Raw genomic sequence first — 13328 nt, forward strand, 5'->3', positions numbered from 1 at the left:
CTTTAGGACATTGCCGGCGGGTCCGGTGGCCGATATCAACACCCGCCGGTCCCGAAGTCCGTTGACGATCTGCGCGGTGAGCTGCGCATCCGGGGTTTTCAGGTCGTGGTCTGAGACGATCTCCACTCCGATGTAAAACCCGGCCCCGCGCACGTCGCCGATGCAGTGGTGGCGTTGCGCCAGCTCACCGAGTCCGGCGAGCAGGCCCGCTCCGGTGGTGTGGACGTTGTCCAGCAGTCGCTCTTGCTCGATCACGTTCAGCGTGGCTTGTGCTGCCGCGACAGCGACAGAGTTTCCGCCAAAGGTGTTGAAGTACCGAAGCTCTCGCCCGAACTTGGACACCACGTCGTGATCGACGACCACACCGGCCACCGGGTAGCCGTTACCCATGGGCTTGCCTGTCGTGATGATGTCCGGTGAGACGCCGTGGCGCTGATAACCCCACATGGCGTCGCCGCTTCGGGCGAATCCGCTCTGCACTTCGTCGGCGATGAACAATCCCCCGGCCTCGTGAACGGCGTCCACAGCCCCGCGCAGCAGTGAGGTCGGATGGGCGTAGATGCCGTCCGAGGAGAACAGCGAGTCCACGATCAGTGCGGCAACGCCTTGACCGTGTCGGTGCAGGTCGGCGATGGCCTCGCGCACGCGTTGCTCAAAGAAGCCAGGGAGATCTGCGTCACCGATGCGGTAGGAGTCGGGCGCCGGTATGCGGCGCACCCAGGTGCCCAGCGGGGAATTGTCTCCCAGCGATGGCGAGAATCCTGCGGTGCATTCGGAGTTTCCGTGGTAGGCCTCCGAGGTGACGATGACCCCCTGGTTTCCTGTGCGGTGCTTGGCGATTCGCGTCGCGAGGTCGTTGGCCTCCGATCCGGTGCAGGTCATCATCAAGTGCCGGTCTCCCGGTGCGCCGCCGAAGGTTGCCAGCAACTGCTCGGCGTAGTCGAGGATTCCTTCTTGCAGATATCGGGTGTGGGTGCACAGCGTGGCCATCTGGCGGTGCACGGCGTCTACCACGGCGGGGTGCGCATGGCCAACGGACACGACGTTGTTGTACGCGTCGAGGAATTCATTGCCGTCAGCGTCCCAAAGCCGGCTTCCTCTGCCGCGCACGAAGTGGATCGGTTCCTTGTAGAAAAGCCGGTAGGCGGGGCCCAGCAAGCGAGCCCGACGCTCGACGAGGGCGCGGGTCGCCTCGTCCAGAGTTCCGGCCGCTTCGGGGTCGAACGCATTGTTCATCTGCATCCGACCACGATCCGCGTCGACGGTTACCATGCTTCCTCCTGAATGATGTTGTCTCGCTGAAGGAGCGCTGAGATTTCAGCCGGCTCCCGTTCCAGGAACCACTCCAACTGCGCCCACCCTTGTTCGGTGTTGCGCATGATGTATTCGACGTTGCCGGGGATGAGGGCGGCACGGTAATTCGTGATCAGCGCGCGGGCAATCGCACGCCCCATCACTAGGTGAGGGACGATCTCGAGTTCGAGGTCGGTGAGGTCGGCGCATCTGAGGTACCCGCGCAGAAGGTCGAAACCGGCCTCGAACATGTTGTCCTGCGGGTGTTCCGCGAGATCTCTGGGCAGCTGGTTCAGAAGGGCAGTCGAGACGTCGACCGCGATCGGAGCCGTCAGGGCGTCACCGAAGTCCAGTACCGCGGTGACGAAACGCGGGTGGGCATGGTCGACGAGCAGATTGGACTTGCTGAAGTCGTTGTGCACCACCTGAGTTCGTAGCTCAGGAAGAACCGGCACCACCACGTCGTTGAATCGCGCCAGACCGCGAGACAATAGTTCTCGCTGTGCCGGATTCTCGATGACGTCGAGCAGCGGTTCCAAAGCCGGCAGGGTGACTACATTCCACGGCAACAGACGGCTGCCGGCGGGGTGCGCGAAACTTTGCGTGGCGTGCCGCAATAGAGCCAGTACCTCACCGACGAATTCACGCTCGGGTGCCGAAGATTCGCATTCGTCCAGCGGCGTTCCCTCCATGAAGGTCATCACTCGCGCTAGGCGCGGCCCCTCGGAACCGTCAACCGGCACTAATGTCGTACCGTCGACCGACGCGACGATGCGGGGCACCAGCTCACCGACCGGCGAGTCGGCGACATGAGTCATCAATGCGCACTGGAAGTCGATTTCAGTGGCGCTTTCACTGGCGTTGGACACTTTGAGGATGTAGCGGCCGTCGGTACCGGCGTCGATGAGGAAGGTGTCGTCCTTCTCTGTGGCCAGCCGGCTCGCCGTCCCCGTCAGCCCCCATTTTCGACTCGCGAGTTCGACCGCGGTCGACTCGGCCATCACCTCATGGTCTGTCGCCAGCGTCCCCGTGGGATGCAGCCCCAGCGATTCCAGAGTCGGTACCACGGTCATCGCTGCGTCGCCTTATCCGCGCTCCGCGCCAGGGCTGATGTCGTTGCATGGGCGGGAATATGCTTGGCGGCCAATATTTTTCCTTCCGGTCGGGTCCCTAGATGCGCACAGCGAATCTCCGCCTGAGCGCGGTTAGCACGAACGATGGAGCGGGCGTTGAGTTATGGACCTGTGCCGAGGAGCCTGATCAGCCGGTCCCGGGCGTCCTCGATGTGGTCGGTGACGACCTTGGCGACGTCTCCCGCGGCACCCAATTGCAGTTCGGCGAGGATGGCTCGATGCTCCTCGATCAAACCGCCGCCGCTTCGGCGGTCGCCCTCAGCGGAGCGAAGCAACTGCCTGTTGTCCATGCGTAAGAGCTGCCGCACCGGATCCGAGTGCATCGCGTAGAGCCGGATGAGGCGCTGGTTGGCGGACCCGGCGACGTGGGCGGCGTGAAACGCCACATCAGCGGCCTCCACCTGCTGCTGATCGCCGCTGCGAAGCCCGTCCTCCATGTCGTCGAGCGCCTTGCTCATGTCCGCGACCGTGGCCTCCGTGTTCCCGTTGGCAATCACCAGCTGGGCTGCACGCACCTCCAAAGCGACCCGCACATCGAAGATCTCACGCACATCGTCAGGAGTCAGGGTGGTGACGAAGGTTCCGCGACGCGGCTCGTCTTGCACCAGGCCTTCGGCGATCAGCGATCGCAACGCCTCGCGCACCGGTCCGCGACTCACGCCGAGCTGGCGGGCGACGTCCGCTTGGCGGATCTTCTCGCCCGGCGCAAATGTGCCGTTCAGAATGGCAATCCGCAGTTGAGTCGTGACCTCATCAGTCAGCGGCGCCGCCTGAGTAAGGGGCTGCATCACCGGCATTACAACCGCCCTATGGCCTTGGTCACGGACAGACACTATGTAAACGTCTGCAAAGTGTCAACAGTTCGCAGTTTGCAGTTTCGCGGCCCCTCCTGGGTATTCTGCCGTGGTGGATGGACGTAGTGGCATCAGGGACGGCTGTAGCGCCGCCGCTCTTCGACTGATGCCGCTGACGCCTCCCCCAGTGGCACGGGTGCGCGTTCCGGGGTCAAAGAGCATCACCAATCGCGCGCTTCTGTGCGCTGCCCTCACTCCCGGCGTCAGCGATATCACCGGCGCCTTGACCGCAGATGACACGCTCGCGATGGTCGGCGCCATCGAACAACTGGGCGCCTCAGTACAGACCCACGACTCAACCGACGTGTTCCGCGTCACGGGCATCGACGTGACCGCAGATGAGCGCCGCGACTCCCTGCACATCGATGCTCGTCAATCCGGGACCACGGCAAGATTCCTGCTGCCCGTCCTCGCGCAGCGTCCCGGTGCCAGCCTCCTTGACGGCAGTCCGCAACTTCGCCAACGCCCGTTCACACCGCTCATTGAAGCGCTGCGGACCCTAGGTGCCGTCATCGAAGCCGTTAACGGAGACGAAGGCCTTCCCCTCGTCGTCACGTCGCCGGCGCGCGGAGGCTGCCTCTCCATCACCGGAAAGATCTCCAGCCAATTCATCTCGGGCCTGCTCATCGCTGGACCGTTGATGCCGGAGGGGCTGCACATCACCGTCACCGACGACCTGATCTCCAAGCCCTACGTGACTCTCACCGAGAAGGTGATGGCCGGATTCGGTGTCACCACAACCGACCTCGCAGTGACGCGCCAGGACTATCGACCAGCCAGCTTCGCTGTCGAGCCAGACGCCACCGCCGCTTCGTACTTCTTCGCAGCAGCGGCGATCACCGGCGGCCGCATCACCGTGGAAGGGCTCGGCCAGCACTCCATTCAGGGCGATCTCGGCTTCGTCGACATCCTCGAAGCCATGGGTGCAAAAGTTTCACGCACCGCAACCGACACCACGGTCGAGGGGCCTGCACAGTTACGTGGTGTGGACGTCGACATGCGCCACATCTCCGATACCGCACAGACGTTGGCGGCGGTCGCCGTCTACGCCGACTCCCCCACCCGCGTCCGCGGGATCGGATTCATCCGGGGAAAAGAAACAGATCGAATCCACGCCATGGTCACTGAACTCCGCCGGGCCGGCATCGACGTTACCGACGATGGAGACGGTTTCACCGTCCATCCTGGATCACCGCAACCCACAGACTTCGACACCTACGACGACCATCGAATGGCAATGAGCCTTGCCCTGCTCAGCCTGCGGTCACCGGGAATAGCGATAAGGAACCCGGAGTGCGTCCAAAAGACATATCCCCGGTTCTTCGAAGATCTCGCCTCTCTGAGAGACAGATAGCCCAGCCCACCGCAGCGGGGTAGGGCACGCATTCACGAGTTCAGCGTCGAAACCTTCTGCGCTGGCGAAACGCGTCATGACTTCCGATGTTCAGACGTGCTGCTGGGCCTGTTCGCAGCGAGATCCGCGTGCGCCAGGTTCTGGACACCGGGATCAATCGAACATGACGACCGCGCGCCCGACGATATCGCCGCGGCCCAGCGCTTCGAGACTGTCGTTGATGTCGTCGAACTTCGTTGTCACCACGTTGTGTTTGATCTTCCCTTCGCCGGCGAGGGCAAGCACCTCCTGCAGGTCGGCAGGGTTTCCCCAGAACGACCCGAAGTAGGATCGCTCGCCGCTGACGAAAGGAAAGAGCGGCAGTTCCACCGTCGTGCCCATCAAGCCCACCTGCGAGAGGGCGCCCTCGGTCGCGAGGATCGATGCAGCCAGACCAAGGGACTCCGAGGATCCTGCGCAGTCCAAGACCGCATCGACCGTTCGGCGGTTGGCGAGATCTTCCAGTTCGTTCTGCACGTCATCGACGGACTTGCCGCGAACGTTCACCGTGTGATCTGCCCCGTTCTCGCGGGCGACGGCCAACTTTTCGTCACTGCGGGCCAGGGCCACCACGGTCGCACCGTCTCCCAGGAGCTTTGCGTACTGCACCCCGTAAGCCCCCAGGCCACCGATTCCGGTGACGGCCACGATTCGGCCGGCGCCAAGCTTCCCGGCGTCACGCAACTTCTTCATACCCCGATACGGCGTCAGCCCTGCATCCGTCAGCGGGGCGAGGAACTCCGGTTCAGCCCCGGGCTCCCGGATCGGAATCACCTTGCCGTATGGCGCGACCATGTACTCGGCGAAGCCCCCATCAGGGCCGAAACCCACCAACTGCCCGCTGGCACAGAGCTGGTCGTTGCCCTCACGACATTGGCGGCAAGCGCCGTCACCCCAGTTCGGGTACAGGACCACAAGGTCACCTTCGGCCAATCGGCAGCTGCCCGGCACCTCTGAGCCCAGCGCAGCGATTGTGCCGGCCACCTCATGGCCTGGGGTCAGCGGGAGACTCAAGGGCAGCAGGTCACTGAAGTAGCCGTCGACAAGCTGATAGTCACTGCGACACATTCCCGCTGCCGCGACTTTGAGCAGCACCTGCCCCGGTCCTGGCTCGGGAACTGGCACCTCCTCGATCTCGAGTGGTTGCCGGAAGCCGTGAATGCGTGCGGCTTTCATGTTCATGATTGCCTCTTTCGGAATCGACGGGCACCGAGGTGGCCACAACCCGTTGATACCCCTGAGCCCTGACCGATGGTGGCCGAGTACACATCATGTGGGCTCTTTGTGTGCGGCCCGCACATACTTTCAGGGGTTCGCCGTGCCACCCATGGAAAAACGTGCCGCCCACCGCCCGGCAGGAACGGTGCCGGTCGCACATGAAACTCTTTGGATTCTGCCGCTGACGGCCAGCTAGAGCTCGCCCTACCCTGATGGACGGTCCAGTAGGAAAACGCAACGACAGGGCTGCGTTGGGAGTCTGCGGAACCTGCGGCCTAGGGTGCCGTCAGTTGACTCAGCGCCTCCCCCACCTTCGTGACGAGACCTGGCGTGTAGCCGTGAGTCGGCATGTTGATGATTACGCCATCGACTCCGACATCGAACACGCGTCGCTGGATCTCCTCGGCGACTTGTTGGGGCGTGCCGTGGACAGCGCGACCGCCGGTAGCTTCCTCCATGTCAACCGAGGGTTCGCCGTCGATCACCACGGTCAGGAAGCCACTGGTTTCCAATGTCGCTGGATCACGCCCGATTTCGGCACACCTCTGCTTGAGCACGCGCAGCTTGGCCGGGAGCTCGTCCATGGGCGCGATGATGTTGAGATGGTCCGCGTACTGGGCTGCCAGCCGGAAAGTCTTCTTCTCACCACTACCACCGAGCATCACCGGAATGTGGTCGCGGTAACGCGGCTCGTTGATGGCGTTCTCGGTGTGGTACCACTTGCCCTCGAAGGTCGGTCGCTCTCCGTGGATCATCGGAATCATGATCTGCAGAGCTTCTTCCAGCTTCTCGAAGCGCTCGGTGAACGTTCCGAATTCGTACCCGAGCTGTTGATGCTCCAGCTCGAACCACCCCGCTCCGACACCCAAGAGTGTGCGCCCGCGGTTGATCACATCCAGTGTGGTGATCTCTTTGGCAAGCAGAGTGGGGTTCCGGTAGGTATTCCCGGTGACCAAGGTCCCCAACTGCACGCGGTCGGTGACAGCGCTCAACGCGCCCAAAGTCGTGTAGGCCTCCAGTATTGGTTCGTCCGGTGCCCCCAAACCCGGCAGCTGGTAGAAGTGGTCCATCAGGAACACGGTGTCGAAGCCGGCAGCTTCAGCCTCCTGAACCTGAGACTTCACCGCGGAGAACAGCTCGGCCACGGGCAGGCCATAGGAGAAGTACGGAATCTGTAGTCCAAGTCTCATGGTCACGGCTAGCACGAACAGAACACACGGTAGGTCTATTCCCGCCGGCACACGCCAACGGGTCTCGGCGCCGATTGCAGATGGTGCGGGGTTCACCACCGCTGATAACCCATCGACGCCGGTTGCCCTGAGGGTCAACCACATCGGGCTCACGGTCGCCGACGTCTTCGCAGCCATCGACTGGTATGGCCTGGACGGCGCGGTCTCCGGCCTGCGGTGCATCATCGGGCCCGATTGTTGGTACCGGCACGCCACGGCGAAGCGTGCGCGCGACTCGGCCACAGCACCACACCGGAAGGTCGCGCGACGTGCCGATAAGACAAGGCAATTGCGGAAACTCACTGCTCATCACGGCCCCGGACGCTGACGGCTGACCGTGCGCCGCGCAAGCGGGGCACACATCGCATCAGGCGTACGCTCGAATTCGAAGCAAGTATGCCCTCGCGTTCGAAGATTGGAGTTCTTATGCGGGCCGCCCGCTTTCACCGTTACGGAGCCCCCGACGTGCTGGTCATCGAGGAGGCGCCCGAACCTCACGCCACGACGAACTCGGTTCGCATCAAGGTAAGAGCGGCAAGTGTGAACCCCATCGATTACCTGCTGCGTGCCGGCGCCATCCGAGACGCCTTTCCCCTCGAGTTACCTGCGATACCCGGACGCGACGCCGCCGGAGTCATCGACGAGGTGGGCAGCGCCGTCACGAACGCGACCGTGGGAGACGTCGTTTTCGGGCTCGGAGGCGTCAGTGACACCACGGCGGAGTTCGCGGTGCTGACGGCCTGGAGCGCCGTCCCGGCCACTTGGTCCAGCGAGGAAGCGGCCGCCGCCGGGCTTGCATCCGTTACCGCGGCTGGTGCTATCGACGCGCTGGGGAATCTGAGTGGCAAGACGCTCCTGATCGAGGGCGCCTCGGGTGCCGTGGGAAGTGCCGCAGCCGCTTTCGCGCTCGACGCCGGGGCCCGGGTCATCGGTACCGCCCGACCCGCCAACCATCAGTACCTTATTGACCTCGGGGTGATGGCGACGACCTATGGCCCGGGGCTGGCCGAACGTGTCGACGCGCTGGCGCCGGACGGTGTCGATGCTGCCCTGCATGCGGCGCCGTCCGCATCGTTGCCGGATCTCGTGGAGATCGTCGGTGACGCTTCCCGGGTGGTGACCGTCATCGACCAAGAAGGAGCCGCGCGGTTGGGCGTTCGCAAGGTGGACGCCGCCAACGATTCGGCCCTCCTCGCACGCGCTGCCGAGCTTGGCCAGCGCGGCAGGTACTCCCCCCGCGTCGACCGCGTTCTGCCACTCGCGTCCATCCGAGAGGCCCATGAGTTGGCCGAGAGCGGCGCCGGCAAGATAGTGATCACTCTGGAGTGATCGGCACGCTTCGCTTGTGCCTTGACGGCTTCGTGGACTGGCCTCCGACAATCGCCGATCCTGCAGGCAGTGCTGACTATCAAGCCCGAGCGGCCGCGTCGAATTCGCAGAACATCCTGGTGAAGTGCGCTGGCTGATCGTGCAGGCGCTCGAGGCGTGGGAGCCGGGTCAGCTCGAGCTCGGGGGCGGCCTCCTGAAAAGGGCAGCCGCCATGGGCGCGCGATCACAGGTCACCAACACCTGGACGCCCGGCGATCCCGACCTGCTGCCCGGTCTCTACGCTCCGGGCACGTAATTCACGGCGTAGACGTCTGGGTACCGGGTAAGCCTTTGAGCTCCAAATCATCTGGCCCGTGCGATGCCCAGCGCGCCGTAGAGCTGCGCCCCGAACTACGCACGCCGGGACGCGGGGGCTCCCCGGAACAGCCACCACGGCGTCGGCCAGGCGCTCCGTCACCGCGCCGCTGACGACCTCCACCTGCCACGGTTGTGTGTTGGAGTTCCACGGCGCGTAACCGGCCAACTCGAAGACGGCGTGCATCACTTCTTCCGGCACCTCCTCGGGACAGAAGGCCCGGGTGGCGTGCCTGCCCGCGCGCTGCGATCCACGCAGCCGCCGACGCAAAGCTCAGGCGGTCGCCAGGAGGTATCCGTTGGAAACGGCGTCGGCGCGCCTCGGCGCGTACTGACCCTCGGCCTGCAGGTCGGCGAGCATGTCGAGGACTGCAGCCGGGCGGCGCACGGCAGGCGCTGATGACGCTGACACGTACCGGATCCGGTTCTGCGGGTCGATGATGAACGTCGCGCGCTCTGCACGGCCGCTGCTGTTCAGCACGCCCGCTGCTGCGCCGATACAGCGGTTGTGGTCGCTGAGAAGCGGAAAGGGTACGGCGTGAAGGTTCTTGTCACGGACCCGCGCGTAGAAGTGGGTGTACTTCGTATCGACAGAGACACCGAGTACCTGGGCGCCTCGCTGAACGAACGAGTCATTCGCCCTGCCGAAAGCCTCGAGTTCCAACCCGCTGATGCCGTTCGCATCTTCCGGCCAGAACAGCAAGATCCGCCACAGCCCGTTGTGGTCGTTGCTGGACACCGTCGTGAAGTAGTTCCACGGCTTCTCGACATCGGCCGTGCTCAGGTCGCCGCCCGTCACGGCGGTTGCCGTGTAGGCGGGAAAATGGTCACCGATCGATCGCATAGGCATGGTGGACGCTCCTCATCCTGTCGCCAGCGGCGCGGCGAAAGTCTTTTGTTTCCTCCATGTAAACGCCCGCGAGGCAGACATGCTTCAACTTCTGCCTGGAGGTTTCGCCGTGTGCCGTACAAACTGACTTGACCTGCGGCTATTCGGTGGCCGACCCCCGACAGGTGGCGGTGCCGTCGACGATGCCGTCGGGGCTGAGCATGGCCATACCGTTCACTTGATGATTTTTGTGGCTACGACCGCGCTGCGCGGGCTGCATGTGCTGGAGACCCTCGCCGGGATGCGCCAACCGGCGACGCTGCGCGATGTCGCAGCACGCGCCGGGCTCTCGGAGTCGAATGCGTTCCGCATTCTGCAGGCACTCGAGGACGAGGGCTACGTGCACCATCTCGGGCGGTCCGGCTACCGGTTGGCCAGTCGAGCGTTGGCGCTGGCGACTGTCATCGGTCCACGACCGGCCATGCTGCGCTTGATGCACCCGATCGTCGCCCGGCTGGCGGCCGTCAGCGGTGAGGCGGCCGTGGTGCACCTGCGGGCGGGACACTTGCGGGTGCTGGTGTTGGGCGTGCCGGCGCGCTCAGGGCCGCTCCTCGACCCGGCCGGCGTTCTCGGGGAGCGCTCACCGCTGGCCGCCGGGGCCAGCGGCCGGATCATCCTCGCCTATCTACCCCGAGACGGAGCTGGCCGGCGTCGCCCTCGACGGTGTGACGCCCCAGCAGCTCACCGCCATTCGCGACCGGGGCTATGAAACGTCCTACAGCGAGAACCACCCGGGCATCAACGGCATCTCCGTACCCCTGCTGGCCGCGCACGACGATCCGACGATTCCACCAATCGTGTTGGGCTCCATGACCATCGCCGGGCCGTCGGAGCGACTGCCGCCTCAGGCTGTCTCGCGCCTGGTGCGACCGCTGCTGGGTGCCTGTCGAGATCTCAGTCCCCGACTGGCCGCACTGCTGGGCCCCAATCCGGGCGCCACGATCGAAGCTCTCGATCTCTAGCGACCTCCTGGAATGCCGCCCGTTCGCCGAGGTCTCTCGTCAACGACGGCGCTTATGGGCGGCCTGCGGGTTCTGGGAGGTCTAGCGTGGGCGGAATGGGTTTGTTCAGTCACGAGGAGTTCCGGGACCCGGCCGACGGCGTTGGCGGCTCTAGCGGAGGGGCTATCGAGCGAGCTCGGGCTGCTGAGGTGAGCGAGTACGGGGTGGATGAACCTGTGGTGGTGGGGCCGGGGTCGCTGCCTGAGGATGGTTCGTGCGGACAGTTCGCTGTGCAGTTTCACGTGTCTACGTCAATGCTGGTCGGGCTGAACGGTATTGCGAGAATGCGTGGGGTGAGCGTGCCGGAGGTATGCCGGCAGGTGATCGGCGTGTTTGTTGCCCAGCAGGAGGGTGAGCTAGGTGCATTGCTTGCTGCCGAGGCCGAGGCCGCTGATTATCGGCCGAGCTTGGGTCAGGCGTAGTCGCGGACTGCGCGGGATCCCAGGAGTCCCTCGGTCTGGCCGCGTCGATCCCTGCGACCGAGGGCGCCCTCTCGCAGGTGGGCTAGATGGGCACGGAGGTGGAACTTCCGCTGTTTCCCTTCGTCAGCGGTGAGCGATCCTACTTCGGGCCCTTCTGGGGCAACCGCAACGATCTGGAGGAAGTACTCACCCTCGCCGGCGAAGGGAAGATCAAACACAACGTGGTGACAACGAAACTCGACGACATCAACGGCAGCCTCGACGCACTGGGACGCGGCGACATCGTCGGGCGCGCTGTCGTCATGTTCGACTGATCCCGACCGGGAGACCCAGCCGCAAGGCCGTCGACCGCCGCGACACCAGAGACGTCACCGACAAGGGCCGAAACTCGGTTCTCGCCAGAGCGACCCGCGCGCCGATGACCACCCCGGTGGCGAGCCCCTTCGGAGTCGCGACGGACAGCGTCTGCCCGGGCTCGTCGTAGATGCCTGCGCAGCCCTCGCCCGCGCACACACCCGTCGACGAATCGATCCGGCCCGCGAAGATGTCGTTGATCCACCCGGCGATGAGAGTCTGTGCGGCCGACTTGTTCTGCTCGGTCGGAAACCCCTGGTTGACATAGGAGATGAGCTGGATCGCCCAGCTTCCGCCCTGCATCGAGTCGAGATGCTGCCCGTTGTCGAGAACCACCCCGTTGAAATGCCCGGGCCGGTGTTCGTTGAGGGCCGCATCGACCCGGCGCGGCGTGCCGTCCTTCCTCGGGGCACCGAGTTCGATCACCGGGACGTAGGTGCCGAGACTCTCCAGCTTGTCGAGAGCATCGGCCAGCACCGACCCGGGCGGCGCGCCGTCGAGCGTGACGATCCCGGCCAGCCGGTTGACCGCGCCACTGGCCGCGACGGCATCGGCGTAGTAGCCGGCCGCGCCCGCGGCGACCCCCGCTCCCAGCGAATGGCCGACCAGGGTGAACCGCTGCGGCAATGCGGCGTCGGTACCGTACTTTCGGGCGAAGCCGGCGGCCACCGCGCTGGCCGTGAGCGCGTCGCGATCCCCGAGGAGAAGGTCGGCGGTGGCGCGGTGCACCTGGTCGTCGCCAAGCCAGAAGCCGTCGCGCACATAGGGGTTCGACGACAGCGTCGGGACCACGACGATGCTGTTGGTGCGCTCGGCCAGCCAGGCTGCGGTCTTGCTGTACATGGCGCCGACGCCGCGGAAGCCGTGCTGCAGGTAGATGAGCCGCTCCGGCAGTTCGGTCGCGTCGGGGTAGTACCAGTGTGCGCTGACGAAGCGCCCTTCGGTGATCTCCAGCCTGGAGGTGCGCACCGTGACGTTGACGCCTGCCGGAACCACCGGCGGACCGGCGACGAACCGGATGGCTGCCCCGATGATCTCGGTCACCAGGGATTGCAGTACCTCCTGCAGCGTCCGCGGCGGTGACGCGGCCAGCGCAGCCGAGGTATTGACTGTTGCGGACACACGTTGGGCGACAACCTGGTTGACCTCCGACGGAGTCGTGGCAGGCGGGCCCGACGGAGGGCTCTGCTCCTCGGGGACTGCGGCATCCTCCGCGGGTTGCGGGTCGGGTGAAGCGGGGGCGTCGAGCTGGTCGTCCTTCAGCTCGATGGCTGTGTCGTCGACGGGCGGCGCATCATTCGAAGTTAATTCGGTCGCTTCTTCGCTGTCAGCCGCGGGCGTAGCGCCGGAGTCATCAGAACCGGAGCCCCTCTCGGGAAGCTCGGCATCCGGCTCGATGCTCTCCTCGGACGGGTCGGAGTCGTCGTCGACCTCCGCGTCGTCGACCTCTGCGTCCTCGGCATCCGCGGCGTCTTTGGTGTCGGCATCGTTGGTTTCGCTCGGCGCCTCCGCGCTGTCGCGCTCAGCAGCGGTGTCGGACGAACCTGCGGTGGCGCCCGCCGTCCCGGAGCCGGTATCGGCTGTTGCGGTGTCGGCCCCGGCGATCAACGCGGCAGACACGCCCGCCGCGACCACGCCTGCACCCATCCACGCTGACAGCTGTGCCATAGCTCTCCCCAACCTTCGATATTGACGACCGCGTTGCTGCAGTCGCGCTCAAGGTAAGGCAGGGCCGCGTCCGGAGTAGACAGTTTTCGGAATCTGGTCATCATTGTGTCACGGTGCGAGCCGGGCTGGACGCCGGCTTCGGTGAGTAAGCTCGAGAAGCACTATGGGGGCCACACGCAGCGTCCGGCTAT

General features: G+C 64.9%; 15 protein-coding genes. 7 read left to right on the forward strand and 8 right to left on the reverse strand.

Translation table 11 applies throughout. The features are described 5' to 3' along the window. The 3 genes from MVA01S_RS10165 to MVA01S_RS10175 all read right to left on the reverse strand — a co-directional run. Window positions 1-1242, reverse strand: a 1242-nt coding sequence (locus tag MVA01S_RS10165) for an aspartate aminotransferase family protein (RefSeq protein WP_060941588.1), incomplete at its 3' end; no start/stop codon positions are given. Between the two features lie 23 nt (window positions 1243-1265). After that, complete coding sequence (locus MVA01S_RS10170; protein ID WP_003931645.1) at window positions 1266-2366, reverse strand: phosphotransferase; 1101 nt, start codon at window positions 2364-2366, stop codon at window positions 1266-1268. Between the two features lie 161 nt (window positions 2367-2527). Then, complete coding sequence (locus MVA01S_RS10175; RefSeq protein ID WP_003931646.1) at window positions 2528-3223, reverse strand: GntR family transcriptional regulator; 696 nt, start codon at window positions 3221-3223, stop codon at window positions 2528-2530. A gap of 184 nt (window positions 3224-3407) precedes the next feature. Between MVA01S_RS10175 and aroA the strand changes: the two genes are divergently transcribed. Next, complete coding sequence (aroA, locus tag MVA01S_RS10180; protein ID WP_204249581.1) at window positions 3408-4634, forward strand: 3-phosphoshikimate 1-carboxyvinyltransferase; 1227 nt, start codon at window positions 3408-3410, stop codon at window positions 4632-4634. 153 nt (window positions 4635-4787) lie between these two features. On the opposite strand, the gene MVA01S_RS10185 is transcribed toward aroA, so the two are convergent. After that, window positions 4788-5855 (reverse strand): NAD(P)-dependent alcohol dehydrogenase, encoded by a 1068-nt coding sequence (locus tag MVA01S_RS10185; RefSeq protein WP_003931648.1) that lies wholly within the window; start codon window positions 5853-5855, stop codon window positions 4788-4790. 311 nt (window positions 5856-6166) lie between these two features. Next, window positions 6167-7087, reverse strand: a complete 921-nt coding sequence (locus MVA01S_RS10190) for an LLM class F420-dependent oxidoreductase (RefSeq protein WP_003931649.1) — start codon at window positions 7085-7087, stop codon at window positions 6167-6169. Between the two features lie 459 nt (window positions 7088-7546). Here MVA01S_RS10190 and MVA01S_RS10195 point away from each other — a divergent pair, with 459 nt between their 5' ends. Further along, the gene (locus MVA01S_RS10195; protein WP_003931650.1) at window positions 7547-8449 is read left to right on the forward strand and encodes an NADP-dependent oxidoreductase; all 903 of its coding nucleotides are present in this window, start codon (window positions 7547-7549) and stop codon (window positions 8447-8449) included. A gap of 124 nt (window positions 8450-8573) precedes the next feature. Next, on the forward strand, window positions 8574-8744 hold the full coding sequence (locus MVA01S_RS30820; RefSeq protein ID WP_003931651.1) for a hypothetical protein: 171 nt from the start codon (window positions 8574-8576) through the stop codon (window positions 8742-8744). Here the strand turns inward: MVA01S_RS30820 and MVA01S_RS31950 are convergent. Together MVA01S_RS31950 and MVA01S_RS10200 are read right to left on the reverse strand one after the other, a co-directional pair. After that, window positions 8673-9074, reverse strand: coding sequence for a nitroreductase family protein (locus MVA01S_RS31950; RefSeq protein ID WP_390176146.1), 402 nt, complete (start codon window positions 9072-9074; stop codon window positions 8673-8675). The two genes, MVA01S_RS30820 and MVA01S_RS31950, sit on opposite strands and share 72 nt — an antisense overlap. Window positions 9075-9077: 3 nt before the next feature. Beyond that, complete coding sequence (locus tag MVA01S_RS10200; RefSeq protein WP_003931652.1) at window positions 9078-9647, reverse strand: redoxin domain-containing protein; 570 nt, start codon at window positions 9645-9647, stop codon at window positions 9078-9080. Window positions 9648-9873: 226 nt separating this feature from the next. On the opposite strand from MVA01S_RS10200, the gene MVA01S_RS31955 reads away from it, so the two are divergent. From MVA01S_RS31955 to MVA01S_RS10215, 4 genes are all read left to right on the forward strand, one after another. After that, entirely contained in the window at window positions 9874-10401 is a 528-nt protein-coding gene (locus MVA01S_RS31955) for a helix-turn-helix domain-containing protein (protein WP_237024292.1), read from the forward strand. Further along, the gene (locus tag MVA01S_RS31960; RefSeq protein ID WP_003931654.1) at window positions 10358-10654 is read left to right on the forward strand and encodes an IclR family transcriptional regulator; all 297 of its coding nucleotides are present in this window, start codon (window positions 10358-10360) and stop codon (window positions 10652-10654) included. Before MVA01S_RS31955 ends, MVA01S_RS31960 begins: the two co-directional genes overlap by 44 nt. Before the next feature lie 188 nt (window positions 10655-10842). Next, window positions 10843-11115: a hypothetical protein gene (locus MVA01S_RS10210; protein ID WP_255251688.1), complete on the forward strand. Its 273-nt coding sequence runs from the start codon at window positions 10843-10845 to the stop codon at window positions 11113-11115. A gap of 86 nt (window positions 11116-11201) precedes the next feature. After that, window positions 11202-11429 (forward strand): MDR/zinc-dependent alcohol dehydrogenase-like family protein, encoded by a 228-nt coding sequence (locus MVA01S_RS10215; RefSeq protein WP_003931656.1) that lies wholly within the window; start codon window positions 11202-11204, stop codon window positions 11427-11429. Here the strand turns inward: MVA01S_RS10215 and MVA01S_RS10220 are convergent. Then, on the reverse strand, window positions 11416-13137 hold the full coding sequence (locus tag MVA01S_RS10220; protein WP_003931657.1) for a prolipoprotein diacylglyceryl transferase: 1722 nt from the start codon (window positions 13135-13137) through the stop codon (window positions 11416-11418). The two genes, MVA01S_RS10215 and MVA01S_RS10220, sit on opposite strands and share 14 nt — an antisense overlap. Window positions 13138-13328: the final 191 nt, after the last annotated feature.

It is taken from the genome of Mycolicibacterium vaccae NBRC 14118 = CIP 105934, from assembly GCF_001552715.1.
Classification (GTDB): domain Bacteria; phylum Actinomycetota; class Actinomycetes; order Mycobacteriales; family Mycobacteriaceae; genus Mycobacterium; species Mycobacterium vaccae.

Coding starts and splice junctions, on each gene's coding strand:
- MVA01S_RS10170 (WP_003931645.1), bottom strand. CDS start 2,366: ATGACCGTGGTACCGACTCTGGAATCGCTGGGGCTGCATCCCACGGGG.
- MVA01S_RS10175 (WP_003931646.1), bottom strand. CDS start 3,223: ATGCCGGTGATGCAGCCCCTTACTCAGGCGGCGCCGCTGACTGATGAG.
- MVA01S_RS10185 (WP_003931648.1), bottom strand. CDS start 5,855: ATGAACATGAAAGCCGCACGCATTCACGGCTTCCGGCAACCACTCGAG.
- MVA01S_RS10195 (WP_003931650.1), top strand. CDS start 7,547: ATGCGGGCCGCCCGCTTTCACCGTTACGGAGCCCCCGACGTGCTGGTC.
- MVA01S_RS10200 (WP_003931652.1), bottom strand. CDS start 9,647: ATGCGATCGATCGGTGACCATTTTCCCGCCTACACGGCAACCGCCGTG.
- MVA01S_RS31955 (WP_237024292.1), top strand. CDS start 9,874: ATGATTTTTGTGGCTACGACCGCGCTGCGCGGGCTGCATGTGCTGGAG.
- MVA01S_RS10215 (WP_003931656.1), top strand. CDS start 11,202: ATGGGCACGGAGGTGGAACTTCCGCTGTTTCCCTTCGTCAGCGGTGAG.
- MVA01S_RS10220 (WP_003931657.1), bottom strand. CDS start 13,137: ATGGCACAGCTGTCAGCGTGGATGGGTGCAGGCGTGGTCGCGGCGGGC.